The organism is Streptomyces sp. cmx-4-9 (genome assembly GCF_046548835.1).
Taxonomy (GTDB): domain Bacteria; phylum Actinomycetota; class Actinomycetes; order Streptomycetales; family Streptomycetaceae; genus Streptomyces.
The window spans coordinates 394950-418453 of record NZ_JAEBEE010000009.1; the positions used below are offsets into that span (position 1 = coordinate 394950).

The following is a 23504-nucleotide window of genomic DNA, read 5'->3' on the forward strand; positions in this document are numbered from 1 at the left end:
TCCGCGAGGACCCGGTGACGCGCGAGGAACTGGTGACGCCTAAGGACCCGGTGACGCGCGAGGACCCGGTGGCCGCCGGGCCACCGGGTCCTCACGTCAGGTCGCCTGCGGGCTCAGCAGGCTCCCTGGTCCTTCCAGACGCCCCAGTCACCGGTGGTGCCGGGCTCCTCGTTCTGCGTCCACCACTGGGCTTTCCAGTTGCGGCCCTTGTGGGAGACCAGGTTCCCGCTGTTGTAGACGCTGCCCGCCACGTACGCGGGGTTCGTGCAGGTGCCGCCCGGCGGGGTCGTCGGGGGCGTGGTGGGCGGGGTCGTGGGCGGGGTGGTCGGGGGAGTGGTGGGCGGCGTGGTCGGCGGCTGGGTGGTGCCCGGCTCCACCACCGTGGTGCCGCGCGCCAGGTCGCCGGCCAGGGCGTAGCTGGTGCCGGAGATGTTCACCGTCCAGTTGGAGGGCGTGGACACCGGCAGGTAGTAGTTGAAGGCCAGGTCCACCGAGGCGCCCGGGGCCAGCGACTGCCAGGCCGGGAGCTTGAGCGAGACCCGGTGGAAGTCGCCCTTCAGGCCTCCGGCGTTGCTGCCGGTGTGGCCGCTGCTGATCACCTTCGTGCCGAAGCCCGACTGGTCGGAAGCGTTGTTGGGGGCCGAGGTCCCGTAGTCGAACTGGAACTCGGTGCCACCGGGCAGCGCGCTCTTCGTGTTGTTGGTGATCTTGATCTTCGGGGTGATCGGGTAGTTCGAGTCGCCCAGTTTGAACTCGGTGAACTCGGTCCTGACGTCCACGGCCCGGGTCGGGAGCGCGCTGTTGGACTTCTTCGCGCCGTACGGGGCGGCCGCCTTGAACTTGTCGTACATCACCGAGGTGAGGGTGTCGCCGATCTCGTACTGGCCCTTGGCGGCGTTCCAGCCGTAGTCGCCGGCCATCTCCCAGACCATGGTGCCGCCGATGCCGCGGTCGACCACGTAGTCGGCCTTGGCGGCCACCGACTGCTCGTCCTCGGTGGAGAGGAAGACCTTCTTCTGGGCGTTCCACAGCCAGGGCGCGACCAGGGTGGCGTCGTACTTGCGGACGTAGGTGCCGGTCAGCGCGGTGTTCGCCGGGAAGCCGTACTTCGTGACGTAGTCGCCGACGATCCCCTTCTCCAGGTTCTTCGCGTGCCACATCGGGTTGGAGCCGGCGGGCGACTCGACACCGTTGGTGTCCTTGTCGTGCCACAGGTTGTCGATGCCGACCGCGCCGTCACCGCACTTCGTCAGGCCTGCGCCCGCCGGGCAGGTGGTGGCGGAGGCCTTGCCCCACAGCCCGTCGGTGCCGCCCTGCACGTTCTTGTGGCCGCGGGTGTAGTAGGGCAGGCCGATGTTGATGCGCCCGGCCGGCATGGACCCGCGGAAGTAGTGGTAGGCCCAGTCGGTGTTGAGGTAGCCGATGTTCCCGTACTGGGAGCTGCCGTAGACGTTCGCGGCGGCGAGCTCGGCGTCCTTGCCGTCGTCGAAGAGCGAGGCGTTCGGGCCGACGTACTCGTTCCAGGCGCCGTGCAGGTCGTAGGACATGATGTTCACGTAGTCCAGGTACTTCTGCATCTGGAACGTCTCCATGCCCCGCAGCAGGTAGCCGGAGGAGGGGGCGGCCACGGTGAGCAGGTAGTGCTTGCCGTCGGCGGCGCCCGCGCGGTCGAGCTTCTCGCGCAGGGACTTCATCAGCGCGTCGTAGCCCTTGACGAGGCCGGCCCGGCGGGCGTTGGCCAGCTGCCAGTCGAGCGGGTTGCCCGCGTCCTTCATGGTGGTCGGGTACTCGTAGTCGATGTCGACGCCGTTGAACCCGTACGTGCGGATGAACTCGACCGATGAGTTCGCGAAGGTGTCGATGCCGGCCTGGTTGACCGAGCCGTCGGCGTTGGTGGCCATCGAGTAGAAGCCGCCGGAGGCGACCCGGTTGCCGTCGTCGCCGAAGTAGCCGCCCGTCTCCGCCCAGCCGCCGACCGAGATCAGCGTCTTGACGTTCGGGTACTGCTTCTTGAACTTGGTCAGCTGGTTGAAGTGGCCCTTGTAGGGGAGGGAGGGGTCCATCTCGGCGCCCGCGACCCCCGGCCAGGTCATTCCGGTGGCGGCGTTGTTCGCGTTGTCGGCGCCGACCGAGATCTTGTTGTCGGCTCCCACGTGGGCGAAGGCGTAGTTCAGATGGGTGACCTTGGACCAGGGGATGTTGTTGGCGAGGTAGGCGGGGGTGCCGTCCTTGCCGGTGCGCCAGCCCGTGAAGTAGCCGATGACGCGGCGCTGGTGGTCCGCGCCCATCTTCTCGCGGCCTTCGGAGTCGTAGACGGAGCAGTACGGGACGTCGACGCCGGCGGTCTTGTACAGCCCGTCGGGGCGACAGGACTCGTTGTCGGCGGCGTGCGAGACGCCCGCCGAGAGCCCGCCCACCAGCAGGCCGGCGATGGCGGCGCCGGATGCCAGGAGCATCGCTCTCGTACGCGTGGGGGACGGCATGGTGCCTCCTGGGGAGGGGAGGGGGCAGGACACGACAGGACACAACGTGCTGCAACGGCAAGGGATATGAGGCGTGCCGGCCCGTGATGTGCGCACATCTGACGGGCTGTTCCCGGGAAGATGAAGGGAACGTTAAGAGGACTAGACCAACCCGTCAATAGGTCTGGACCAAAGGCGGCCGCAGTCGCGCAGACCCGGCCCGCCCGCCCCGCATGAGACCCCCTGGAGAACTCCTCCATGTGAGCCAGGCCACATCCCCTCACCCGGGTGGCCGACGATCGACCGTGGCAGACTGGCTCCAGTACCAGTAAGCAGCGCACTCCGGGGTCGGTGTAATTCCGAACCGGCGGTTATAGTCCGCGACCCGTCCGCAGCCAGCGGCCGGTTGACCAGGTGGGATTCCTGGACCGACGGTTAAAGTCCGGATGGGAGGCAGTGCGCGGCGGGCCAGTGACCGGTACGCCGCCGTCGGCGGTTCGTCGGCGCATCCCAGCGGATGCGTCTGACCGGACCGTCCTTTCCGGCCTCGGCGTCCCCGTGTGCGCAAGCCCGCTTCATCTGTCGCATCCCGACAGGCCCCGGAGTCCGTGCCCGATGAGGCAGGAGGACCCGGTGGCGACACACGCCGCGCACGCAGCATCCGATGCACCCGACGCGGGCACCCGCGCCATGCGCCGAGCCGTCGAGCTCGCCGCCCGCGGACTCGGCTCCACCAGCCCCAACCCCGTCGTCGGCTGCGTCATCACCGATGCCGCGGGCACCGTCGTCGGCGAAGGCTGGCACCAGCGGGCCGGCGGCCCGCACGCCGAGGTCCACGCCCTGCGCGCGGCAGGCGGCGCCGCCCGCGGCGCCACCGCCTACGTCACCCTCGAACCCTGCAACCACACCGGCCGCACCGGCCCCTGCGCACAGGCCCTCGTCGACGCCGGGATCAGCCGCGTCGTCTACGCCGTCGCCGACCCGAACCAGCAGGCCAGCGGAGGCGCCGACACCCTCCGCGCCGCCGGGGTCGAGGCCGTCGGCGGACTGCTCGCCGCCGAGGCCGAGGCGGGCAACGCCGCCTGGCTGACCTCCGTACGCCTCGGCCGCCCGCACGTCACCTGGAAGTACGCCGCCACCCTCGACGGACGCAGCGCCGCCGCCGACGGCAGCAGCCGCTGGATCAGCTCCGCGGAGTCCCGCGCCGACGTCCACCGCCTCCGCGCCGAGAGCGACGCCGTCCTGGTCGGCTCCGGCACCCTGCGCGCCGACGACCCGCACCTCGCCGTACGCGGCATCGACGGCGCGGTCCAGCCCCTGCGGATCGCCCTCGACACCCGCGCCGAGGTCCGGCCGGCCGCCCGCATCCTCGACGCCGCCGCACCCACCCTGCTGGTCGTCGCCGAGGACGCCGACACCCGCCACCTGCCCGGCGTCGACGTCCTGCGGCTCCCCCTGCGCCAGGGGCGCATCGGCGTCGACGACCTGCTCGCCGCCCTGCACGCCCGCGGCACCCGCTCGGTCCTCCTCGAAGGAGGACCCGCCCTCGCCGGAGCCTTCCTCGAAGCCGGGGCCGTCGACCGCGTCATCGGCTACCTCGCACCGGCCCTGCTCGGCGCGGGCCCCGCCGCCCTCGCCGACGCCGGGATCGGGACCGTCTCCGCAGCGCTGCGCCTCGACCTCACCGAAGCCGTCCGCATCGGCCCCGACCTGCGCATCACCGCAGTCCCCGCCACCGCCCCCGCCCCCGCCCCCACCAAGGAGCACTGAGTGTTCACCGGAATCGTCGAAGAGCTGGGCGAGGTCGCCGCCGTCGAGCCGCTCGCGGAAGCCTCCCGCTTCCGCCTGCGCGGCCCCCTCGTCACCGACGGCGCCAAGCACGGCGACTCCATCGCCGTCAACGGCGTCTGCCTGACCGTCGTGGAGAGCACGGGCGGCGAGTTCACCGCCGACGTCATGCAGGAGACCCTCAACCGCTCCAGCCTCGGCGCCCTCACCCCGGGCTCCCGCGTCAACCTCGAACGCCCCATGGCCCTCGGCGGACGCCTCGGCGGCCACCTCGTCCAAGGCCACGTCGACGGCACCGCCGCGATCCTCTCCCGGACCCCGTCCGAGCACTGGGAAATCGTCAAGATCGCCCTCCCCGGGAACCTCGCCCGCTACGTCGTCGAGAAGGGCTCCATCACCGTCGACGGCGTCAGCCTCACCGTGGTCGAGGCCGCCGCCGACTGGTTCAGCATCAGCCTGATCCCCACCACGCTCGCACTGACCACCCTCGGCATTAAGCAGCCCGGCGACCCCGTGAACCTCGAGGTCGACGTCCTCGCGAAGTACGTCGAACGCCTGCTGGCCGCCGGCGTCGACCCCCTGCACAGCGAAGGAGCCGACCGGTGAGCGCCCTGACCTGGCTCAACGCCGAAGCCTTCACGGTCTTCGACCAGAAGGTCATCTGGTCCGACATGATCGGCAACCTGATCGGCCTGGCCGCCCTCGCCCTCGGCTGGCGCCGCTCCCTGTGGACCTGGCCCGCCCAGCTCCTCTCCGGCCTGATCCTCATCGCCGCCTACGCCTCCGCCCACCTCGCCGGCGGCGTCGGCAAGCAGCTCCTCGTCATCGGCGTGGCCCTCTTCGGCTGGCGCGCCTGGCAGCGCGGCCGCCGGCAGGCCCAGGACGGCTCCATCGCCGTGCGCACCGCGAGCTGGAAGGAGCGCGGACTGCTCCTCGCCGGCGCGGCCGCGGGCACCCTGGCCGTCGGCGGCCTGTTCACGTACTTCCCGCACCTGTCCTGGAGCCCGTGGGCCGACGCCTACATCTTCGTCGGCACCATCGTCGCGATGGTCGCCCAGGCCCGCGGCCTCGTCGAGTTCTGGTTCGCCTGGCTCCTCGTCGACCTGGTCGGCGTCCCCCTCGCCTTCACCAACGGCCTGGCCTTCTCCGGCCTCGTCTACGTCGTGTACTTCGCGCTCGTCCTGTGGGGCGCGTACGACTGGTACCAGCGCTCGCGCACCCCCGCCGCCCCGGCCCTGGAAGGAGCAACGGCATGACCGCCACCCTCAAGCCCGTGCCCGACGTCCCCGAAGAGACCTTCCGCCTCGACCCCGTCGAGCAGGCCATCCGCGACATCGCCGCGGGGCGCCCCATCGTCGTCGTCGACGACGAGGACCGCGAGAACGAGGGCGACCTCGTCATCGCCGCCGAAAAGGCCACCCCCGAGATCATCGCCTTCATGATGAGCGAGTGCCGTGGCCTGATCTGCGCCCCCATGGAGGGCCCCGAGCTGGAGCGGCTCGAACTCCCCCAGATGGTCCAGCACAACACCGAGTCGATGAAGACCGCCTTCACCGTCTCCGTCGACGCGAGCGCCGCCCACGGCGTCTCCACCGGCATCTCCGCCGCCGACCGCGCCACCACCCTGCGCCTCCTGGCGAACGGAACCTCCGAACCCGGCGACTTCGTCCGCCCCGGCCACGTCTTCCCCCTGCGCGCCAAGCCCGGCGGCGTCCTGGTCCGCAACGGCCACACCGAGGCCGCCGTCGACCTCGCCCGCCTCGCAGGCCTGCGCCCGGCCGGCGCCATCGTGGAGATCGCCGGCGAGGACGGCGTCATGCTGCGCCTGCCCGAGCTGATCCCCTTCGCCCGCAAGCACGGCCTGACGATCATCTCCATCGAGGACCTGATCGCCTACCGCCGCTCCGCCGAGCCCACCGTGCGCCGCGAGGCCGAGGTCAGCCTGCCCACCGCCTTCGGCGACTTCACCGCCTACGGCTACCGGTCCACCGTCGACGGCGTCGAGCACGTGGCCCTGGTCCACGGAGACGTCGGCGACGGCGACGGCGGGGACATCCTCGTCCGGATGCACTCCGAATGCCTCACCGGCGACATCTTCCAGTCGCAGCGCTGCGACTGCGGCCCCCAGCTGCACGCCTCCATGCAGCGCATCAAGGACGAGGGCCGGGGCGTCGTGGTCTACCTGCGCGGCCACGAGGGCCGCGGCATCGGACTGCTGTCCAAGCTGCGCGCGTACGAACTCCAGGAGCGCGGCCGCGACACCCTCGACGCCAACCTGGAGCTGGGCCTGCCGGCCGACGCCCGGGACTACGGAGCCGGCGCGCAGATCCTCGCCGACCTCGGCGTCCGCAGCGTCCGCCTCCTGACCAACAACCCCGACAAGTCCGCCGCCCTGATCCGGCACGGCATCGCCGTCAGCGGCCGCGAGGCCATGCCGATCGAGGCGGGCGAGCACAACCTGCGGTACCTGCGCACCAAGCGGGACCGGATGGGCCACGACCTGCCGTGGCTGGAGGGGGCCGTGCCCACCTCCGCCTGCGGCAACCAGTGACCGGCAAGCACTCCACCAGCACCTACCACCCGTACACGAACCACCGAGGAGCAGAGCTGTGAGCGGCAAGGGCGCACCCGAACTGAGCGTGAAGAACTGCGGAGACCTGCGCGTCGCCGTCATCGCGGCCCAGTGGCACGAGAAGGTCATGGACGGACTGGTCGACGGCGCCCTGCGGGCCCTGCACGAGCTGGGCATCGACGAGCCGACCCTGCTCCGCGTCCCCGGGAGCTTCGAGCTCCCCGTCGTGGCGAAGGTACTGGCCGGTCGCGGATACGATGCCATCGTCGCCCTCGGCGTGGTCATCCGCGGCGGCACCCCGCACTTCGACTACGTCTGCCAGGGCGTCACCCAGGGCCTGGTACAGGTGTCGATCGACACCGGAGTCCCCGTCGGCTTTGGCGTCCTGACCTGCGACAACGACGAGCAGGCGCTGGATCGCGCCGGCCTTGAGGGGTCGAACGAGGACAAGGGGCACGAAGCGGTCACCGCCGCCGTCTCCACCGCCATGACCCTGCGCACCGTCAGCGAACCCTGGCGCCAGTAGGCAGCGCGCCACCCCGTATTCTGAGGACCATCATGGCGAACAAAACCCCCAAGAGCTTCGAAGAGCTCTTCACCGAGCTCCAGCTCAAGGCCACCGGCGACCCCAGCACCTCCCGCACCGCCGAGCTGGTCGGCAAGGGCGTCCACGCCATCGGCAAGAAGGTCGTCGAGGAAGCCGCCGAGGTCTGGATGGCCGCCGAGTACGAGGGCAAGGAAGCCGCCGCCGAGGAGATCTCCCAGCTGCTCTACCACGTCCAGGTGATGATGGTGGCGCGCGGGATCTCCCTCGACGACGTCTACGCGCACCTCTAGGCCAGAGCCCCGCCGCGGCCCGCCGCGCCCGCTCACGCACCCCCTTTCGCCCCTACGCACCCAAGGAAGCCCCATGCTGCGCATCGCCGTCCCCAACAAGGGTTCACTCTCCGGACCGGCGTCGGCGATGCTCCATGAGGCCGGCTACCGGCAGCGCAAGGAGTCCAAGGAACTCGTCACGGTCGACCCCGACAACGAGGTCGAGTTCTTCTACCTCCGCCCGAAGGACATCGCGATCTACGTCGCGTCGGGCAAGCTCGACATCGGCATCACCGGCCGCGACCTCCTCCTGGACTCCGGCGCCAACGCCGAGGAGATCCTGCCGCTGAACTTCGGCCGGTCCACCTTCCGCTACGCCACCAAGCCCGGCACCGCGAAGGGCCCCCAGGACTTCGGCGGCATGACGATCGCGACCTCATACGAGGGAATCGTCGGCAAGCACCTCGCCGAACTCGGCATCGACGCCGCCGTCGTCCACCTCGACGGAGCCGTCGAGACCGCCATCGAACTCGGCGTCGCCCAGATCATCGCGGACGTCGTCGAGACCGGCACCAGCCTGCGCAACGCCGGCCTGGAAGTCATCGGCGAGCCGATCCTCCAGTCCGAGGCCACCGTCATCCGCCGCACCGGCGCCGCCACCGACGACCCCAAGGTCGCGCAGTTCCTGCGCCGCCTCCAGGGCGTCCTGGTCGCCCGCAGCTACGTGATGATGGACTACGACTGCCGCGCCGAGCACCTGGAGCGCGCCGTCGCCCTCACCCCCGGCCTGGAATCGCCGACCATCTCCCCCCTGCACAACGAGGGCTGGGTCGCCGTCCGCGCCATGGTCCCGGCCAAGGAAGCCCAGCGGATCATGGACGACCTGTACGAGCTCGGCGCCCGCGCGATCCTCACCACCTCGATCCACGCCTGCCGCCTCTGAGCGGCCCCCGCAGGCCCGCACGCCCCGTACGCCACCCCCAGAAGGCAACGAACCCCATGGCCGAGCCCGCCGCCCCGCCCGCACCGCCCGCCCTGCCGGTCACCTTCCGGCCGACCCGCACCCGGGCGGTCCTGCTGGGCGTCGGCCTCGCCATGTTCGTCACCATCACGGCGATCGCCTTCCTCCTGGAGAACCTCAGCCCGGGGGAGCGGGTCAGCTTCGTCTTCACGGCGCTGCTCCTCACCTCCGTCCTCGTCCTCCTCAGCCGGCCCAAGGTCGTCGCCGACGAGCACGGCGTCACCGTGGTCAACCTGACGTCCAAGCGACGCCTGGAATGGCCCCAGATCCTCCGCGTCAACCTGCGGCCCGGAGACCCCTGGGTCTTCCTCGACCTCAGCGACGGCACCAGCCTGCCCGCCCTCGGCATCCAGCCCGGCGTGGCCCGGCAACAGGCCGTCCGCGACGCCCGTGCCCTGCGCGCCCTCGCCGAGACCCGCGGAACCGGCACGCACGACCACTGACCCGCAGCCGCGCCCGGCCCCACCCGGCCCGGCGCGGCCGCGGACACCCCCGGGACGGCCCTGAGCGGCCGCCTTCGCCCGCTGCGTCCCATTGCGGCGGCGATCCCAGTGACTACCCTGGTGGCGGGGCGCGATGGCGCGCCCTCCCACCGGCCCCGGGACCCCGTGGCCCGTGGGCACCTGCGACTTGAGGAGTGACTCCCTCCAGCAATGGACGGATCGTCCGGTAGTATCCGCGCCGCCCTCCCCCCGGAGGCGGCGGCATGACCATCCCGCTACTTCTGCTCGTGGCGGCCTTCGCCCTCATCCTCGCCAACGGCTTCTTCGTGGCGGCCGAATTCGGCCTCGTCACCGTCGAGAAACCCGAGGCCGAACGGGCCGCAGCCGACGGAGACCGCCGTGCCCGCACGGTGGTCGAAGCCCTGCGGGAGCTGTCCTTCCAGCTCTCCGGCACCCAGCTCGGCATCACCATCACCTCCCTCGTGGTCGGCATGCTCGCCGAGCCCGCCCTCGCCGCACTCCTGGCCGGGCCGCTCGCCGCGACCGGCCTCCCCGCGGGGGCCACCGCCGGCGTCTCCGTCGTCGTCGGCATGCTGCTCGCCTCCGCCGTCCAGATGGTCGTCGGCGAGCTCGTCCCGAAGAACTGGGCGGTCTCCCGGCCGCTCCAGGTGGCCCGCTTCGTCGCCGGCCCCCAGCAGGCCTTCTCCCGGGCCTTCCGGCCCGTCATCGCCGGCCTCAACGCCGTCGCCAACCGGCTGGTCCGCGCGCTCGGCGTGGAACCCACCGAGGAGATGGCCTCGGCCCGGACCCCCGGCGAACTGGTCTCCCTGGTCCGCCATTCAGCCCAGGCCGGCGCCCTGGAACAGGACACCGCCGACCTCTTCGTACGGACCCTCTCGCTGGGCGAGCTCACGGCCCAGCACGTCATGACGCCCCGGGTGAAGGTCAGCGCCCTGCAGTACACGGCCACCGCCGCCGACGTGCTCAACCTGACCCGGGCCACCGGCCTGTCCCGCTTCCCCGTCTACCGCGAACGCATCGACGAGATCACCGGCGTCGTCTCCCTCAAGGACGCCCTCGGCGTACCCGAGGCGGAACGTGCCCGCACCACCGTCGGCCGCATCTGCGTCGCCCCCCTGCTGGTGCCCGGCTCCCTGCCGGTGCAGCCCCTGCTGGAACGGCTGCGCAGTGAACAGCCCATGGCCGTGGTCGTCGACGAGTACGGCGGCACCGCCGGCGTCGTCACCCTGGAGGACATCGTGGAGGAACTCGTCGGCGAGGTCCGCGACGAGCACGACCGGGCGGAGGACGGCCGGCCCGAGCTGGCCGCCGTGCCCGCCGAGGACGGCCGCCCCTCGTGGGAGGCCGACGGCAGCTGCCGGGTGCAGACCCTGCGCCGGATAGGCCTTGAGGTGCCCGAGGGCCCCTACGAGACCGTCGCAGGCCTGGTCGCCGACCTGCTCGGCCGGATTCCCGCCCCCGGCGACCGGGCCGAGCTCCCCGGCTGGAAGCTCTCCGTCCGCCAGGTCGGCCGCTACCGTGCCGAACGCGTCCGGCTGGTGCGCACGGCCCCCGCCCCCGCCCCCGCCGAACTGGAAGCGGTGGGCCGGTGAACGCCCTGCAACTCCTCTTCGCCCTGCTCCTCGTCCTCGCCAACGGCTTCTTCGTCGGCGCCGAGTTCGCGCTGGTCTCCGTACGGCGCAGCCAGATCGAGCCGCTCGCGGCCGGATCCGCAAGGGCCCGGCAAGTCCTCCACGGGCTGGAGAACCTGCCCCGCATGATGGCCGCCGCCCAGTTCGGCATCACCATGTGCTCCCTCACCCTGGGAGCCGTCGCCGAACCCACGGTGGCCCGGCTCCTCGAACCCCTCTTCCACACCCTCCACGTCCCGCAGGGCCTCATCCACCCCCTCGGCTACGCCCTCGCGCTCGCCGCCGTCGTCTTCCTGCACCTGGTCATCGGCGAGATGGTCCCCAAGAACCTCGCCATGGCCGCCCCCGAGAAGACCGCCCTGTGGTTCAGCCCCGGCCTGGTCGCCTTCGCCCGCGTCTGCGGGCCGGTCACCACCGCGCTCGGCGCCTGCGCCACGCTCGTCCTGCGGCTCTTCAAGGTCGAGCCCAAGGACGAGGTGGAGGCCGTCTACACCAGCGCCCAGCTCGGCCGCCTCGTCGAGGACTCCCGGCAGGCCGGACTCCTCGAACCGGGAGAGCAGGAGCGGCTGGAGGACGCCCTGGAACTGGGCAGCCGCCCGGTCACCGACGTCCTCCTCGCCCGGGACCGCATCATCACCGTCGGACCGTCCGCCACCCCGCGGCAGATCGAGCAGCTGACGGTGCGCACCGGCTACTCCCGGTTCCCCGTCCGCTCCGACAGCGGAGCCTTCATGGGCTACCTGCACGTCAAGGACGTCCTGGACCTGGAGGACCGGGAACGGGCCGTCCCCCAGCGGGTCTGGCGCCGCATGACCACCGTGTCCGCGACGCTCCCGCTGGACGACGCGCTCAGCGTCATGCGCCGCGACGCCACCCATCTGGCCCAGGTCGCCGACGCGGCCGGACGGGTCCTGGGCCTGGTCGCCATGGAGGACGTCCTGGAGATGCTGGTCGGCGAGGTGCGCGACCCCGCGCACCGCACCGCCCCGGCAGCGCGGCGCCCGGAGCCCGCAGCCGGGCCCGCCACCCCGGGCCGCCGGCCCGAGCGCGGCTCGCAGCCCCGCCCGCACCGGCCCGAACACAGCTCGGAGGGCGCCCTGACCGGCTGACCCCGCCGCCCGGGGGCGACGGCGCCGTCACAGCGGCGGCGCCTCCGGGCGGTCCTGCGGGCCCCGGCCCGACAGGACCTCCCCGTACGCCTGCATCAGGTCCGGCAGCCGCAGCGTCGCCAGGTCGTCCCGTGAGGGCTCACCCGCGAAACCCGACAGCCGCAGGTCGCGGTAGGCGCAGCTCTTCTCATAGAGGGTGCGCAGGAAGCGGCCGTTGCCCAACTCGTCGATCCAGCCCTGTTCCACCACATGGGCGCTGATGCTGCGCAGCTCCTCCAGCGCCTCCTCGTCCCAGCAGTCCCCGTTCGCCTCCGCCACCACCCCGCCGATCGCGGTCAGCTCCAGCGGCCGGTAGCTGGGGAAGTCCACCCGGGTGGTGAACCGCGAGGACAGGCCCGGATTCGCGGCCAGCAGCCGGTCCATGCCGGCCGGGTAGCCCGCCAGGATCACCACCAGGTGGTCCCGGTTGTCCTCGGCCCGCTTCAGCAGCACCTGCAGGGCCTCGTCCCCGTACGCGTCGCCCTTGCTGTAGCCCGAGTTGGACAGGCTGTACGCCTCGTCCACGAACAGCACCCCGCCGATGGCCGAATCGATCAGGTCGTTCGCCTTCACGGCCGTCTGCCCCAGGAACTCGCCCACCAGGTCGGCCCGCTGCGCCTCCACCAGGTGGTCGCCGCCCAGCAGGCCCAGCGCGTAGAACACCCGGCCCAGGATCCGGGCCACCGTGGTCTTGCCCGTCCCCGACGGGCCGGAGAACACGAAGTGCCGTTTCGGCGGCTGCACCGGCAGGCCCTGCCCCGCCCGCAGCCCCGCCATGTGCAACTGCGCCGACAACGCCTTCACCTGCCGCTTGACGGGCTCCAGGCCCACCATCCGCTCCAGCTCCGCCAGCGCCTCGGCGAGCGCCGCCGGATCCGCCGGGCCCGCCGGCAGAACGCCCGGACCGCTCTGCGCCGGGACGGACACCTTGCGCCGCGCACCCCGCCCGGGCGGCGCGGCCCCTGCCGAACCCGGCCCGTGGCGCAGGTCCGGCGGCTCGGGCACCGCCGGCGGATCCGGCTCAGCCTGGCCGTCCGCGGCGACGTCCTGGACCGGGCCGCCGCCCAGCGCCACCGCGGCGAAGTCCCCGCCGACCGGGGAGGGGCCGTGCCCGCCCCACGCCCCGTACCCGACGTACCCCGCCGGACCGGCCGACCCCGCCATGCCGTCGCAGTCGTCGCCGTCCTCGATGGCCGTCAGCCGGGCCGCCGTGTCCATGAACGACGGGTCCACCCGGTGGACCGCCCGGTACAGCGGCAGCGCCGCCGCACTGCGCCCGGTGCCCTCGTGCGCCCGCGCCAGCCAGTACCGGAGCTCCTTGCGCTGCGGCTGCTCGCTGCGGCACCGCATCAACGCCGCGGACAGCAGCGGCTCCGCCTGCCCGTACATCTCCAGGCGGACCCGGGCCATCCCGCCGAACAGCCCCGCCTCGATACCCAGCAGCGGATCGTCGACCAGCGGCTCGGTGTGCCGCACCAGCTGCTCCCAGTCCTTCACCAGATAGGCCCGGCAGGCGTGCAGGAAGCGCACCTGGGGATCGGTGTCCACCGGCGGCAGTGCGGCCAGCGCCTGGTCCAGCTCGGGCACGTGTCGGCCGTCCAGCCAGTGCGAGGCGTGGGCAAGTAAGAGGTCCCGGCGACTCTCCAGCACCGGCTGCACCCACCAGCCCAGCCAGTACCAGGAGTTCAGCGTCCGCCGGTGCCGGGCCCGCTGCTCGCCGAAGCGCTCCCGGTGCGCGTACATCCGCACCAGCGCATGGGCGGTGTCCACCCGCAGGGCGTGCAGGCCCAGCCAGGCGTCCGCCATCGAGGGATCGAGCTGCACGGCCGCCCGGAACTCCTCCTCAGCCTGCGGATAGGCGCCCATCGTGCAGGCGTCGACCCCGCGCAGCCAGGCGAGTTCGGCCGGGGCGTGCGTGCTGCCCGGCGTGCCGAAATCCATCACGTCCCCCACAAGCCCGCCCCCGTGGTGCGCGGCAACCTCCGCGTCGAGCACGCGAGTTGCCCACCGCCGATGAAATCAGGGCTGCATCGTACCTGCGGTTTCGCGCCTTACCCAGGGTGCGGGGTACCGGGATCGGGCTGCGGCGCCCTGCCCGGACCGTGACGCACGGTGAGAAAACGGGGGCGTCGGGCACCCGTCCGCCGCGGCCCCGGCCGCGGTGGGGAGGGCAGAACGAAGCCCCCGATCACGGGGGAACAACCGGGGGCTTCGCGTCCGCGGCGGCCGGTGAAGGCCGCACATCCAGAACGTAAGGCCGTCGCGGCACCCCGGTCAAGCAGGTCGGCGGAGGCCTGGTGGGGCCCGGGTCCACGGGCGCTCAGGCCCGGGGGAGCCCGTCACGTTCAGTGACGATTCCGGGTGCTTCCGGCGTCGCAACCGCCCCGGAAGTCCACTCGTATCCCGTACCGCTCTGCCGCACCACGGTGTCGGCGAAGGGGCGCGAAGGGTCATCCACAAAGTGCGCGCGCTCCGCGCGCTCCCATCCGTCCCAGAAGTCGGACAGTTCCCGCCCGTCCCGCTTCCGCCCGCGCCCCCACGACACCGCGCGCGGGGTCTCCATCCACAGCAGCCCCGCCAGATGCGGACGCAGCACCCGCCGCCCCGCCCCGACCCCCTCCAGCAGCACCACCGGCGCCGGCTCCAGCACCCGCGCCGCACCGAAGCGCCGCTCCACCCAGTCGTACGGCGCCCAGTGCGCGGGCCGCCCCGCCGCGAGCGGCTCCAGCACCTGCGCCCACAGCCGCCCCGCCCAGCCGAACAGCTCCTCGTGGGTGGCCACCTCGTCCAGGTGCACCACCGGAGCCCCGCCCAGCGCCTCGCCGAGCCGCGCCGCGAAGGTGGTCTTCCCCGAGCCGGCATGCCCGTCGACACCGATCAGCCGGACCGGGCCGAGGGACGGCGGCAGACCGGCAAGCTCCCGCGCGAGTGCTTCGAGTGACTGGTGTGGCTCCACCCCGCCACCCTACGGCCGGACCGGTCGTCACCCCCGACACGAGCCCCCGGCTTCGACCCCCGGCCGCCGGGAACTGGAAGGGTGAAGCCACCGATGCACCGACGCAACCCCTGGGGGAACCACGCGATGACCGCACCCACACCGCGCAGGGCCGTACTCGTCGCCGCACTCGCGGTCGCCGCCGCCACGGCCGCCACCGCCGCCCCCGTCCCCGGGAACAGCGCCTCGGCCGCGCCCCGGACCGCCCCCCGCGGCCCGCGCCGCACCGTCGACAACCGGTTCTGGTACTCCCGCGCGCACTGGCTCGCCGGCCGCCACGAGGGCACCACCGCCGTCGCCGGTCTCCGGTCCGGCCTGGAGATCGCCACCCCCGTCGGCCGCACCGGGTACGCCGACCCGCACACCGGCAGGAAGAGCACCTGGGAGTACGCGGTCTGGACCTCCCCGGTGCACCACTGCGCCGTGCCCGCCACCGAGGCCATCGCCTCCTGGAACGCCGCGACGCCCGCAGGCACCTGGATCCAGACCGAACTGCGCGGCACGTACACCGACGGCACCACCACCCCCTGGTACGTCATGGGCCGCTGGGCCTCCGGCGACGGCGACATCCGCCGCACCTCCGTGGACGGCCAGACCGACAGCCGCTCCACCGTCTGGACCGACACCCTGGCCGTCGACGCCCCCGCGAGCGGCCTGCGCCTCACCGACTGGCAGCTGCGCCTCACCCTGTACCGCAGGCCCGGCTCCACCGGCGGCCCCACCGTACGGCTGGCCGGAGCCGCCGCCTCCGACGTGCCGGACCGCTTCACCGTGCCCGCCTCCACGCCCTCCGGCCGGGCCCGCGAACTGGCCGTCCCGCGCTACTCGCAGGAGGTCCACGCCGGCCGCTACCCCGAGTACGACAACGGCGGCGAGGCCTGGTGCAGCCCCACCTCCTCGCAGATGGTCATCGAGTTCTGGGGCCACCGTCCCGACGCCGCCTCCCTCGCCTGGGTCGCCCCGGAGTTCTCCGACCCCCAGGTGTGCCATGCCGCCCGCTCCACCTACGACGCCGCCTACAAGGGCTGCGGCAACTGGCCCTTCAACGCGGCCTACGCCGCCACCCACCCCGGCCTTGCCGGCGTGGTCACCCGCCTCGGGTCCCTCACCGAGCTGGAGATCCTCGTCCGGGCCGGAATCCCCGTCATCACCTCGCAGTCCTTCACCTCCGGGGAGCTCACCGGAGCGGGCTACGGCACCGCGGGCCACCTGATGACCGTCATCGGCTTCACCGCCGCCGGGGACGTGGTCGCCAACGACCCCAACTCACCGGACAACGCCGCCGTCCGCCGCGTCTACCGGCGGCGCGAGTTCGAGAACGTCTGGCTGCGCACCAAGCGGCACAACGCGGCGGGCAAGACCGTCTCGGGCAGCGGAGGCGTCTGCTACCTCTACGCACCGGACCTGCCCGGCCCGGTGCAGACGGCCGCGCTGGCGGCGGTCGGAGTCCTCTGAGCCCCGGCGGACGCGCCCCGCGGCCGGGGGCGCCCCGCATCCCGACGGCAGGTCCCCGCGGTGGGGGGCCCCGCGGTGGAGGTCCCCGCCGTATAGGTCCCCGCGGCGGGGGTCCCCGGGCCGGAGGTCTCCGCGCCGGAGGGCCCCGCGGCGGAGGGTCCCGTATCCGGGGAGCCGCAGGCCACCGGTGCCGCGAAGCCCAGCCGGACCGGGACCGGGACCGGGACCGGGCCGGCGACGGGCCCCGTCCGCACCGCAGCCTCGCAGGGGCAGGGGCCCGCCCGCGTGACCCTCGCCACCAGTGACCCTCGTCTCTACCGCGAAAGGCGCGAACGCGGCACATTGGACGCCATGACTGCCACCACCCCCGCCCCTGCCGCCCCTGCCCCGGAACCTCGTCGCCACCGGCGGGCCCGAAGAGGAGTCCTCCTGGCTGGAACACGTCCTCGGCTGGACCCTCGTGGTCGTCGTGGCCATGTTCGTCACCCAGGTCGGCTGGATGTGAGCCGCAGCCCGTCCGTCACGATCACGTCCGAGGTCACCATCGCCTGCCCGGCCCGGACACCGGTCATGAAGACGAACGGGGGATGACCGGGGAGCGGCGGGAGCGTCGGCACGGAACGTCACGCACAGCGGCGGCTGGGGTACAGGGCCACCTCCGCCCTGCCATACTTCGTGCATCCTGGGGCAGTTCGAGGCTGGGGCTGAATGTGAATCACGGGCAACAGCGCCGCGCCACCAGTCGATCGCAGGTGCGCAGGGCCGAACTCATAGCCATCGGCCGGAAGTTGTTCGCCGACACCTCGTACGACGCCCTCTCCGTGGACGACATCGCCCGGCACGCCGGCGTCGCCAAAGGGCTCCTCTACTACTACTTCACGAGCAAACGCGGCTACTACCTCGCCATCGTCGAGGACTCGGTGGCCGAACTCCTCGCCCGCGCCGTCGGAGACACCGACCTGCCCGCCGCCGAACGCGCCCGCCGCACCATCGACGGCTACCTCCACTACGCCGAGCACCACCACGCCGCCTACCGGACCATCGTCACCGGAGGCATCGGCTCCGACGCCGAGGTCCTGGCCATCCGCGACACCGTCCGCGAGGAACTGGTCGCCGCCATCGCCGAGGGCGCCTACGGCCACCGCACCGTCCCGCCGCTCGCCCGGCTCGCCCTCGTGGGCTGGCTCTCCGCGGTGGAAGGCATCACCCTGGAATGGATCGGCGCCCCCGGAGCAGCCCGGGCGCGGCCACCGGGCGGACCCGCCGGCCCGGCCGCCGGGGCCGCCCCGCCGGGCGGGACCGACCGGACGGGACGCCCCGACCGCGAACGGCTCGGAGCCCTGCTCGTCCGCCAGCTCCGCGCCACTCTGACGGTGATCGAGGAGTTCGTCCCGGAGTGCCCCGCTCCGCCCGCGGCCGAGGACGCCGTCCTGTCCTGAACCCGCCGGGGAAAAGATCTTGCACCGGTGACGTGACGCCGCTGATCAGGCATACTCAACCCGCCGCAGCCACTGAATGGCTCTTTCCGCGACCCGGAAGGGCACCATCGGCTGTAAGAGCACCGAGACCCGGCGTCGCGTCCCACACCTCACGCGCCGCCGCCGTGCCCGATCAGGGAGGAGAGCGCCGCCATGACTGACCGCGCCCCGCAGCCGGTGGACCGTCAGCTGCCCACCGAGGAGTCCCGGGACCTCCTCGCCCTCGTACGCGAGATCGCCCAGCGGGAGATCCGCCCCCGGGCCGCCGAGGAAGAGGACTCCGGCCGCTTCCCCCGCGAAGTCTTCACCCTGCTGTCCGAGGCCGGCCTGCTCGGCCTCCCGTACGCGGGCGAACACGGCGGCGGCGAGCAGCCCTACGAGGTCTACCTCCAGGCACTCGAAGAACTCGCCGCAGCCCGCCTGACCGTCGGCCTCGGCGTCAGCGTCCACTCCCTGGCCTGCCACGGCCTGGCCGGCTACGGCACCAAGGAGCAGCAGAGCGCCCACCTGCCCGCCATGCTCGGCGGCGGCCTGCTCGGCGCCTACTGCCTCTCCGAGCCCGCCGCGGGCTCCGACGCCGCCTCTCTGACCACCAAGGCCGTCCGCGACGGCGACGACTGGGTCATCACCGGCACCAAGGCCTGGATCACCCACGGCGGAGTCGCCGACTTCTACACCGTCCTGGCACGCACCGGCGCCGCCGGACCCAAGGGCATCACCGCCTTCCTGGTCCCCGGGGACGCCCCCGGGCTCACCGCCGCCGTGCCCGAGAAGAAGATGGGCATGAAGGGCTCGCCCACCGCCCAGCTGCACTTCGACGGCGTACGGATCCCCGACGCCCGGCGCATCGGCGAGGAGGGCCAGGGCTTCACCATCGCCCTCGCCGCCCTGGACGCCGGCCGCCTCGGCATCGCCGCCTGCGCCATCGGCGTCGCCCAGGCCGCGCTCGACGAGGCCCTGGCCTACGCCCTGGGCCGCAAGCAGTTCGGCCACCCCATCGCGGACTTCCAGGGCCTGCGCTTCATGCTGGCCGACATGGCGACCAAGATCGAGGCGGGCCGGTCCCTGTACCTCGCCGCGGCCCGGCTGCGGGACGCCGGCCGGCCCTTCTCCCGGCAGGCCGCCATGGCGAAGCTGTTCTGCACCGACGCGGCGATGGCCGTCACCACGGACGCCGTCCAGATCCTCGGCGGCTACGGGTACACGGCGGACTTCCCCGTGGAGCGGCTCATGCGCGAGGCGAAGGTGCTGCAGATCGTCGAGGGCACCAACCAGATCCAGCGCATGGTCATCGCCCGCCACCTTGCGGGCCCCGAAACCCGCTGACGGGCCCGGCCTAGTAGAGCCCGCTGCTCGTGGCGGGCCACACCGGCGACGTGGTCAGCCGGGCCCACTCCGGGTCCCGGCGGCCCGGCAGGGTCCGCCCGTCATCGGCATAGCGGGCCAGCAGCGCCCGGTAGATGGGCGGGTCGGGAGCCGGACCGCCCTGCGGCCCGGACTCACGCTGAACCGATTCTCCGAAGCCCGGCGTCACCGGACGCCGCCTTCGCCCCGTTGCAGACTGCAGCATGGTCATACAGGGCCAACGCCCCACCGCAGCACGGGGTAATCCCCACCACCCCACGCCCATCCGTTCGACGCTTCCCCGGGGGGGCGGGGGCTTTGGTGGGTTGGGGGCTGTGGGGCGGTGGGCGGTGTCGGTGGGTGGGGCGGGGGCTTCGGGGGGCTCTGTGGCGGCGGGGCGGGATCAGGGAGGGGTGGGGGTTTCCCGTCAGTCCCAGGGTCCTTCCGGGTCGGGCCGTCCCCTCAAGGGCGCTCCTTCGTCGCGTCGCTACGCGATGGCCTGCGGCCACCCTTGACCGGCCGTCCCGCCCCGGAAAGACAAGGACTGTCGGGAACCCCCCAAAAGGACGCTCACCGGGGACCGGTCAACATTCGGGCCGGCCAGCGATGGGCGGCCGAGTCGGGGGCCGCATCAGACCATGACCCCTGCGGCTCGGCATAGCGTCTGCACCCCGTCTGTGGCCGTACATAGGCACGCAGACTCTCCGCTGCCCCCTGCCACTCGGCTTGGCGACTGCCACCCGCCTGGGGCTGGGCATAAGCCGCAGACCCTCCGCTGCCCCCTGCTACTTGGGTTGGCGGCTGCCGCCCGTCTGTAGCTGGGCATAGGCCGCCCACCACCCGGTGCCCCTGCCCCTCGGTTTGGCGGCCGCTGGTCGCCTGCGGCTGGGCATAGGCCGCAGAGTCTCCGCTGCCCTCTGCTGCTCGGCTTGGCGGCTGCCACCTCGTCCGTGGCCGAGGTGCGGGCCGCCGTAGGCGGGGTGTGCTCCCCGCCGCGGGCGTCTGCGAGCCGTCCGGGGGTGGGCACAGGCCGCTCGCGGCCCAGGGGAGCCACCTCCGCTCATTTATCCCTTTTGGGTGCCGGTCTGGGCGTGGATGGTGTCTTGCCGGAGTGTGACAGCGAGGGAAGTGGCCTCTGACTCCGTCAGAGCGCCTTCGACCCCCGATGCGGCCCTTTAAGCGCTTAGTTGAGCCCCAAGGCCCCCTCCCGCAACGGCCGATGGCCGTTCACGGCCCCTACGGCTGCCGGAAGGCGGCTTGTGCGCCTTCCGCATCGATCCGCTCACCGCCCGATCGCCGCAACCACCCCCGCAGGACTTGCGGCCCATGCCCAGCTCGGTGCGGTCGGAGGCCGCCAAGTTTTGCAGCAGCGGGCAGCGGGAGGCCTGCGGCCTATGCCCAGCCCCAGGCGGGTGGCAGTCGCCAAGCCGGGCGCCGGAGGGCACCGGACCGTGGGCGGCCTATGTCCAGCCACAGGCGACCGGCGGCCGCTGAGCCGAGTGGCAGGGGGCAGCGGAGAGTCTGCGTCCTATGTACGGCCACAGACGGGTGGCAGTCGCTAAGCCGAGTGGCAGGGGGCAGCGGAGAGTCTGCGGCTTATGTACGGCCACGGGCGGTGTGCAGACGCTATGCCGAGTGGCAGGGGTCATGGTCTGATGCGGCCCCCGACTCGGCCGCCCATCGCTGGCCGGCCCGAATGTTGACCGGTCCCCGGTGAGCGTCCTTTTGGGGGGTTCCCGACAGTCCTTGTCTTTCCGGGGCGGGACGGCCGGTCAAGGGTGGCCGTAGGCCATCGCGTAGCGACGCGACGAAGGAGCGCCCTTGAGGGGACGGCCCGACCCGGAAGGACCCTGGGACTGACGGGAAACCCCCACACCTCCCTGATACCGCCCCACCGCCACAGAGCCCCCGAAGCCCCGCACCCCCCCGCACCCCCCCGCCCATCCGTGCAGGCCTGTCAGGTTGTGCCAGGAGTCTGGCCCCTCGCGCGCTTTCTGACGTACCGTCACATCTGCTGCCCGGGCAGCCGTGTCAGGCTCCGCCATGCCGTCCAGGAGGTTCGCCATGCCCGCCGACCGGCCCGTGTCCCTCGACGAATACCCCATCCACCAGGCCCCCTTGTCGATGAAGCACGTCGTCAGCGGTGACCGCAACGCCTATGACCGCTGCATCTTCCACGTCTTCGACCACGCCGGCCGCGCCGTCCTCATCCTCGGCCTCGGCGTCTACCCCAACGCCGGGGTCATCGACGCCTACGCCACCCTCCGCACCGGCGACGAGCTCCGCGCCGTCCGCGCCTCCGACGCCCTCGGCGACGACCGGACGGACCTGTCCGTCGGGCCCCTGTCCATCACCGTCGACGTCCCGCTGAAGCAGCTCACCCTGCGCTGCGCCGCCGACCCGGACGACCCGCACGGGCTCTCGTACGACATCACCTGGACCGCCGAGTTCCCCGCCGTCTGGGAGCCCCACCACGTCCAGCGGCGCGGGGACCGGCTGATCCTGGAGGGGCGCCGCTTCGTCCAGGCGGGCCGGGTCGCGGGTACGGTCCGGGCCGGAGGCGAGGAGTTCACCCTGGCTCCGGGGGAGTGGACCGGTACCCGGGACCGCAGCTGGGGCGCGCGGCCGATCCCCGGTGAGGACGGCGGCCGGGCCGCCGAGGAGCACCGGCCGGAGGGCTTCCACTGGCTGTGGGTCCCGGTCCGCTTCGCGGACCGGTTCCTCATGGTCATCACGCAGGAGGACGCGGACGGCCACCGCACCCTGAACGAGGCCGTGCAGGTGTTCCCCGAGGCCGACGGCCGGGGCGACGTGCAGCTCGGCTGGCCGCACACCGAGATCCGCTACCGCCCCGGCAGCCGGCACCCCGAGAGCGCCGTCGTCCACCTCACCGACGCCTCCCGCAAGCCCCTGGAGCTGGGCGTGGAGATCCTGAACTCCTCCCCGCTGGCCGTCGGCGCCGGATACCCGCCCGCCGCCGACTGGCAGCACGGCACCTGGATGGGCCGCGGCTGGACCGACCGCCGGGTCTACGACCTGTCCGATCCGGCCGCCCACCCGATGGCCGCCTTCGGGGTCACCGACCACTCGGCGCGCTTCACCCTCGACGGTCAGGTCGGCCACGGCATCTTCGAGCACGGCAGTTTCGGCCGGCACGACCCCAGCGGTTTCACCGACCACTCCTCCGTCGCCCCGTAGGCACCAGCCCGCCGGAACCCGCAGGAAAGGGGCTCATCCATGGCCACTGCACCCCGTCCCCGCACGTCCACCCGGGAGCCCGAGGAGCTCGGCCGGCGCCTGGCGGCCTGGCTGGACGCCGAGCTCCCCGGCGCGAAGGTCGTGAACGTGTCCGTCCCAGGCTCCAACGGCATGTCCAGCGAGACCCTGCTCTTCGACCTGGAGCATCCGCGGGCGCCGGTGCGCGGCTGCGCGCTGCGGCTGGCGGCCGATCCGGCGGCGTACAGCGTCTTCCCCGCGTACGACATGCCGCGTCAGCACCGGGTGATGGGCCTGGTCGCCCGGTACACGGACGTCCCCGTCCCGCAGGTGCTGTGGCTGGAGGAGGATCCAGGGCCGCTGGGGGCGCCGTTCTTCGTGATGGCCCGCGCCGAGGGACGGGTGCCGCCTGACGTGATGCCTTACACGTACGAGGGCAACTGGCTGCATTCCGCCACCGATGCGGAGCGCGCCGCGCTCCAGGAGGACAGCATCGCGCTGCTGGCGCGGCTGCACGACCAGTTCCCGGCCCGGGAGGCCGAGTTCCTGCTGCCCGGGGGCGAGGGGAGTCCGCTGCGGCGGCACGTGAACGCCCAGCGCGCCTACTACGCCTGGGTGGTGGACGGGCTGGCGCCGTCCCCGCTGATCGAGCGGGCCTTCGCCCGGCTGGAGGAGCTGTGGCCGGCGGACGAGGGCCCGGCCGTGCTCAACTGGGGCGACGCCCGTATCGGCAACATCGTCTACGACGGGTTCAGGCCGGTCGCCGTCCTGGACTGGGAGATGGCCGGATACGCCCCGCGCGAGGTCGACCTCGGCTGGACCGTCTTCCTCCACCGTTTCTTCCAGGACCTCACGGTGGGCTTCGGCCAGCCCGGTCTGCCGGACTTCCTGCGTCGGGCGGACCTGGAGCGCCGGTACGCCGAACTCACCGGGCACACCCCGCGGGACATGGAGTTCCACACCCTCTACGCGGCCCTGCGGCACGGGATCGTGATGCTGCGGATCGCGTACCGGCAGGCGTACTTCGGTGAGGTGGCGGTACCGGCGGACCCGGACGGCCTGATCCTGCACCACGCCGGCCTCGCGGCCATGGTGCAGGGGACGTACTGGTAGC

Annotated in this window: 20 protein-coding genes and 1 riboswitch; of the genes, 16 read left to right on the forward strand and 4 right to left on the reverse strand. The window is 72.7% G+C overall.

Translation table 11 applies throughout. From position 1 onward, the window contains the following. Nucleotides 1-113: 113 nt before the first annotated feature. The gene (locus ACLJTM_RS28405; RefSeq protein WP_411106576.1) at nucleotides 114-2483 is read right to left on the reverse strand and encodes a chitinase C-terminal domain-containing protein; all 2370 of its coding nucleotides are present in this window, start codon (nucleotides 2481-2483) and stop codon (nucleotides 114-116) included. Between the two features lie 312 nt (nucleotides 2484-2795). After that, nucleotides 2796-2926: riboswitch (FMN riboswitch) on the forward strand. A gap of 151 nt (nucleotides 2927-3077) precedes the next feature. Here ACLJTM_RS28405 and ribD point away from each other — a divergent pair. The 10 genes from ribD to ACLJTM_RS28455 all read left to right on the forward strand — a co-directional run bounded on the left by ribD (nucleotide 3078) and on the right by ACLJTM_RS28455 (nucleotide 11863). After that, on the forward strand, nucleotides 3078-4232 hold the full coding sequence (gene ribD, locus ACLJTM_RS28410; protein WP_411106577.1) for a bifunctional diaminohydroxyphosphoribosylaminopyrimidine deaminase/5-amino-6-(5-phosphoribosylamino)uracil reductase RibD: 1155 nt from the start codon (nucleotides 3078-3080) through the stop codon (nucleotides 4230-4232). Further along, nucleotides 4233-4856 (forward strand): riboflavin synthase, encoded by a 624-nt coding sequence (locus ACLJTM_RS28415; RefSeq protein ID WP_411106578.1) that lies wholly within the window; start codon nucleotides 4233-4235, stop codon nucleotides 4854-4856. Further along, nucleotides 4853-5506, forward strand: a complete 654-nt coding sequence (locus ACLJTM_RS28420; RefSeq protein ID WP_411106579.1) for a nicotinamide riboside transporter PnuC — start codon at nucleotides 4853-4855, stop codon at nucleotides 5504-5506. The genes ACLJTM_RS28415 and ACLJTM_RS28420 overlap by 4 nt, the downstream gene beginning before the upstream one ends. Further along, a complete protein-coding gene (locus ACLJTM_RS28425) occupies nucleotides 5503-6801 on the forward strand; it encodes a bifunctional 3,4-dihydroxy-2-butanone-4-phosphate synthase/GTP cyclohydrolase II (protein WP_411106580.1) in 1299 nt (432 codons plus the stop codon). Before ACLJTM_RS28420 ends, ACLJTM_RS28425 begins: the two co-directional genes overlap by 4 nt. Before the next feature lie 58 nt (nucleotides 6802-6859). Then, nucleotides 6860-7348: a 6,7-dimethyl-8-ribityllumazine synthase gene (ribH, locus tag ACLJTM_RS28430; RefSeq protein WP_150520523.1), complete on the forward strand. Its 489-nt coding sequence runs from the start codon at nucleotides 6860-6862 to the stop codon at nucleotides 7346-7348. A gap of 32 nt (nucleotides 7349-7380) precedes the next feature. After that, on the forward strand, nucleotides 7381-7659 hold the full coding sequence (locus ACLJTM_RS28435; RefSeq protein ID WP_411106581.1) for a phosphoribosyl-ATP diphosphatase: 279 nt from the start codon (nucleotides 7381-7383) through the stop codon (nucleotides 7657-7659). A 73-nt stretch (nucleotides 7660-7732) separates the two neighbouring features. Then, nucleotides 7733-8581, forward strand: coding sequence for an ATP phosphoribosyltransferase (hisG, locus tag ACLJTM_RS28440; protein ID WP_411106582.1), 849 nt, complete (start codon nucleotides 7733-7735; stop codon nucleotides 8579-8581). A 56-nt stretch (nucleotides 8582-8637) separates the two neighbouring features. Next, nucleotides 8638-9102, forward strand: coding sequence for a PH domain-containing protein (locus tag ACLJTM_RS28445; RefSeq protein ID WP_411106583.1), 465 nt, complete (start codon nucleotides 8638-8640; stop codon nucleotides 9100-9102). Between the two features lie 263 nt (nucleotides 9103-9365). Then, nucleotides 9366-10715 carry a hemolysin family protein gene (locus tag ACLJTM_RS28450; RefSeq protein WP_411106584.1) on the forward strand — a complete coding sequence of 450 codons (1350 nt, stop codon included), beginning with the start codon at nucleotides 9366-9368 and terminating at the stop codon, nucleotides 10713-10715. After that, a complete protein-coding gene (locus ACLJTM_RS28455) occupies nucleotides 10712-11863 on the forward strand; it encodes a hemolysin family protein (protein ID WP_411106585.1) in 1152 nt (383 codons plus the stop codon). Before ACLJTM_RS28450 ends, ACLJTM_RS28455 begins: the two co-directional genes overlap by 4 nt. A gap of 27 nt (nucleotides 11864-11890) precedes the next feature. Here ACLJTM_RS28455 and ACLJTM_RS28460 read toward each other — a convergent pair whose 3' ends face one another. Both ACLJTM_RS28460 and ACLJTM_RS28465 read right to left on the reverse strand, forming a co-directional pair. After that, nucleotides 11891-13843, reverse strand: a complete 1953-nt coding sequence (locus ACLJTM_RS28460; protein WP_411106586.1) for an AAA family ATPase — start codon at nucleotides 13841-13843, stop codon at nucleotides 11891-11893. Nucleotides 13844-14222: 379 nt separating this feature from the next. Then, nucleotides 14223-14858, reverse strand: a complete 636-nt coding sequence (locus tag ACLJTM_RS28465) for a uridine kinase (RefSeq protein WP_411106587.1) — start codon at nucleotides 14856-14858, stop codon at nucleotides 14223-14225. Nucleotides 14859-14984: 126 nt separating this feature from the next. Here ACLJTM_RS28465 and ACLJTM_RS28470 point away from each other — a divergent pair, with 126 nt between their 5' ends. The 4 genes from ACLJTM_RS28470 (at nucleotide 14985) to ACLJTM_RS28485 (ending at nucleotide 19156) form a co-directional block, all read left to right on the forward strand. Further along, nucleotides 14985-16352 carry a peptidase C39 family protein gene (locus tag ACLJTM_RS28470; RefSeq protein WP_411106588.1) on the forward strand — a complete coding sequence of 456 codons (1368 nt, stop codon included), beginning with the start codon at nucleotides 14985-14987 and terminating at the stop codon, nucleotides 16350-16352. A 382-nt stretch (nucleotides 16353-16734) separates the two neighbouring features. Next, nucleotides 16735-16857 carry an SCO1431 family membrane protein gene (locus tag ACLJTM_RS28475; protein WP_411106653.1) on the forward strand — a complete coding sequence of 41 codons (123 nt, stop codon included), beginning with the start codon at nucleotides 16735-16737 and terminating at the stop codon, nucleotides 16855-16857. A gap of 199 nt (nucleotides 16858-17056) precedes the next feature. After that, complete coding sequence (locus tag ACLJTM_RS28480; RefSeq protein ID WP_411106654.1) at nucleotides 17057-17791, forward strand: TetR/AcrR family transcriptional regulator; 735 nt, start codon at nucleotides 17057-17059, stop codon at nucleotides 17789-17791. 192 nt (nucleotides 17792-17983) lie between these two features. Next, nucleotides 17984-19156 carry an acyl-CoA dehydrogenase family protein gene (locus tag ACLJTM_RS28485; RefSeq protein ID WP_411106589.1) on the forward strand — a complete coding sequence of 391 codons (1173 nt, stop codon included), beginning with the start codon at nucleotides 17984-17986 and terminating at the stop codon, nucleotides 19154-19156. A 10-nt stretch (nucleotides 19157-19166) separates the two neighbouring features. Here ACLJTM_RS28485 and ACLJTM_RS28490 read toward each other — a convergent pair whose 3' ends face one another. Continuing rightward, nucleotides 19167-19364, reverse strand: a complete 198-nt coding sequence (locus ACLJTM_RS28490; RefSeq protein ID WP_411106590.1) for a hypothetical protein — start codon at nucleotides 19362-19364, stop codon at nucleotides 19167-19169. 1874 nt (nucleotides 19365-21238) lie between these two features. Here ACLJTM_RS28490 and ACLJTM_RS28495 point away from each other — a divergent pair. Both ACLJTM_RS28495 and ACLJTM_RS28500 read left to right on the forward strand, forming a co-directional pair. Further along, nucleotides 21239-22372, forward strand: a complete 1134-nt coding sequence (locus ACLJTM_RS28495; RefSeq protein ID WP_411106591.1) for a hypothetical protein — start codon at nucleotides 21239-21241, stop codon at nucleotides 22370-22372. A gap of 39 nt (nucleotides 22373-22411) precedes the next feature. Further along, nucleotides 22412-23503, forward strand: coding sequence for a phosphotransferase family protein (locus ACLJTM_RS28500; protein ID WP_411106592.1), 1092 nt, complete (start codon nucleotides 22412-22414; stop codon nucleotides 23501-23503). Nucleotide 23504: the final 1 nt, after the last annotated feature.

Excerpts from the sequence above, each read along its gene's own strand:
- ACLJTM_RS28405 (WP_411106576.1), bottom strand. The coding sequence starts at position 2,483 with ATGCCGTCCCCCACGCGTACGAGAGCGATGCTCCTGGCATCCGGCGCC.
- ribD (WP_411106577.1), top strand. The coding sequence starts at position 3,078 with ATGAGGCAGGAGGACCCGGTGGCGACACACGCCGCGCACGCAGCATCC.
- ACLJTM_RS28425 (WP_411106580.1), top strand. The coding sequence starts at position 5,503 with ATGACCGCCACCCTCAAGCCCGTGCCCGACGTCCCCGAAGAGACCTTC.
- ACLJTM_RS28435 (WP_411106581.1), top strand. The coding sequence starts at position 7,381 with ATGGCGAACAAAACCCCCAAGAGCTTCGAAGAGCTCTTCACCGAGCTC.
- hisG (WP_411106582.1), top strand. The coding sequence starts at position 7,733 with ATGCTGCGCATCGCCGTCCCCAACAAGGGTTCACTCTCCGGACCGGCG.
- ACLJTM_RS28445 (WP_411106583.1), top strand. The coding sequence starts at position 8,638 with ATGGCCGAGCCCGCCGCCCCGCCCGCACCGCCCGCCCTGCCGGTCACC.
- ACLJTM_RS28450 (WP_411106584.1), top strand. The coding sequence starts at position 9,366 with ATGACCATCCCGCTACTTCTGCTCGTGGCGGCCTTCGCCCTCATCCTC.
- ACLJTM_RS28460 (WP_411106586.1), bottom strand. The coding sequence starts at position 13,843 with ATGGATTTCGGCACGCCGGGCAGCACGCACGCCCCGGCCGAACTCGCC.
- ACLJTM_RS28470 (WP_411106588.1), top strand. The coding sequence starts at position 14,985 with ATGACCGCACCCACACCGCGCAGGGCCGTACTCGTCGCCGCACTCGCG.
- ACLJTM_RS28485 (WP_411106589.1), top strand. The coding sequence starts at position 17,984 with ATGACTGACCGCGCCCCGCAGCCGGTGGACCGTCAGCTGCCCACCGAG.
- ACLJTM_RS28495 (WP_411106591.1), top strand. The coding sequence starts at position 21,239 with ATGCCCGCCGACCGGCCCGTGTCCCTCGACGAATACCCCATCCACCAG.
- ACLJTM_RS28500 (WP_411106592.1), top strand. The coding sequence starts at position 22,412 with ATGGCCACTGCACCCCGTCCCCGCACGTCCACCCGGGAGCCCGAGGAG.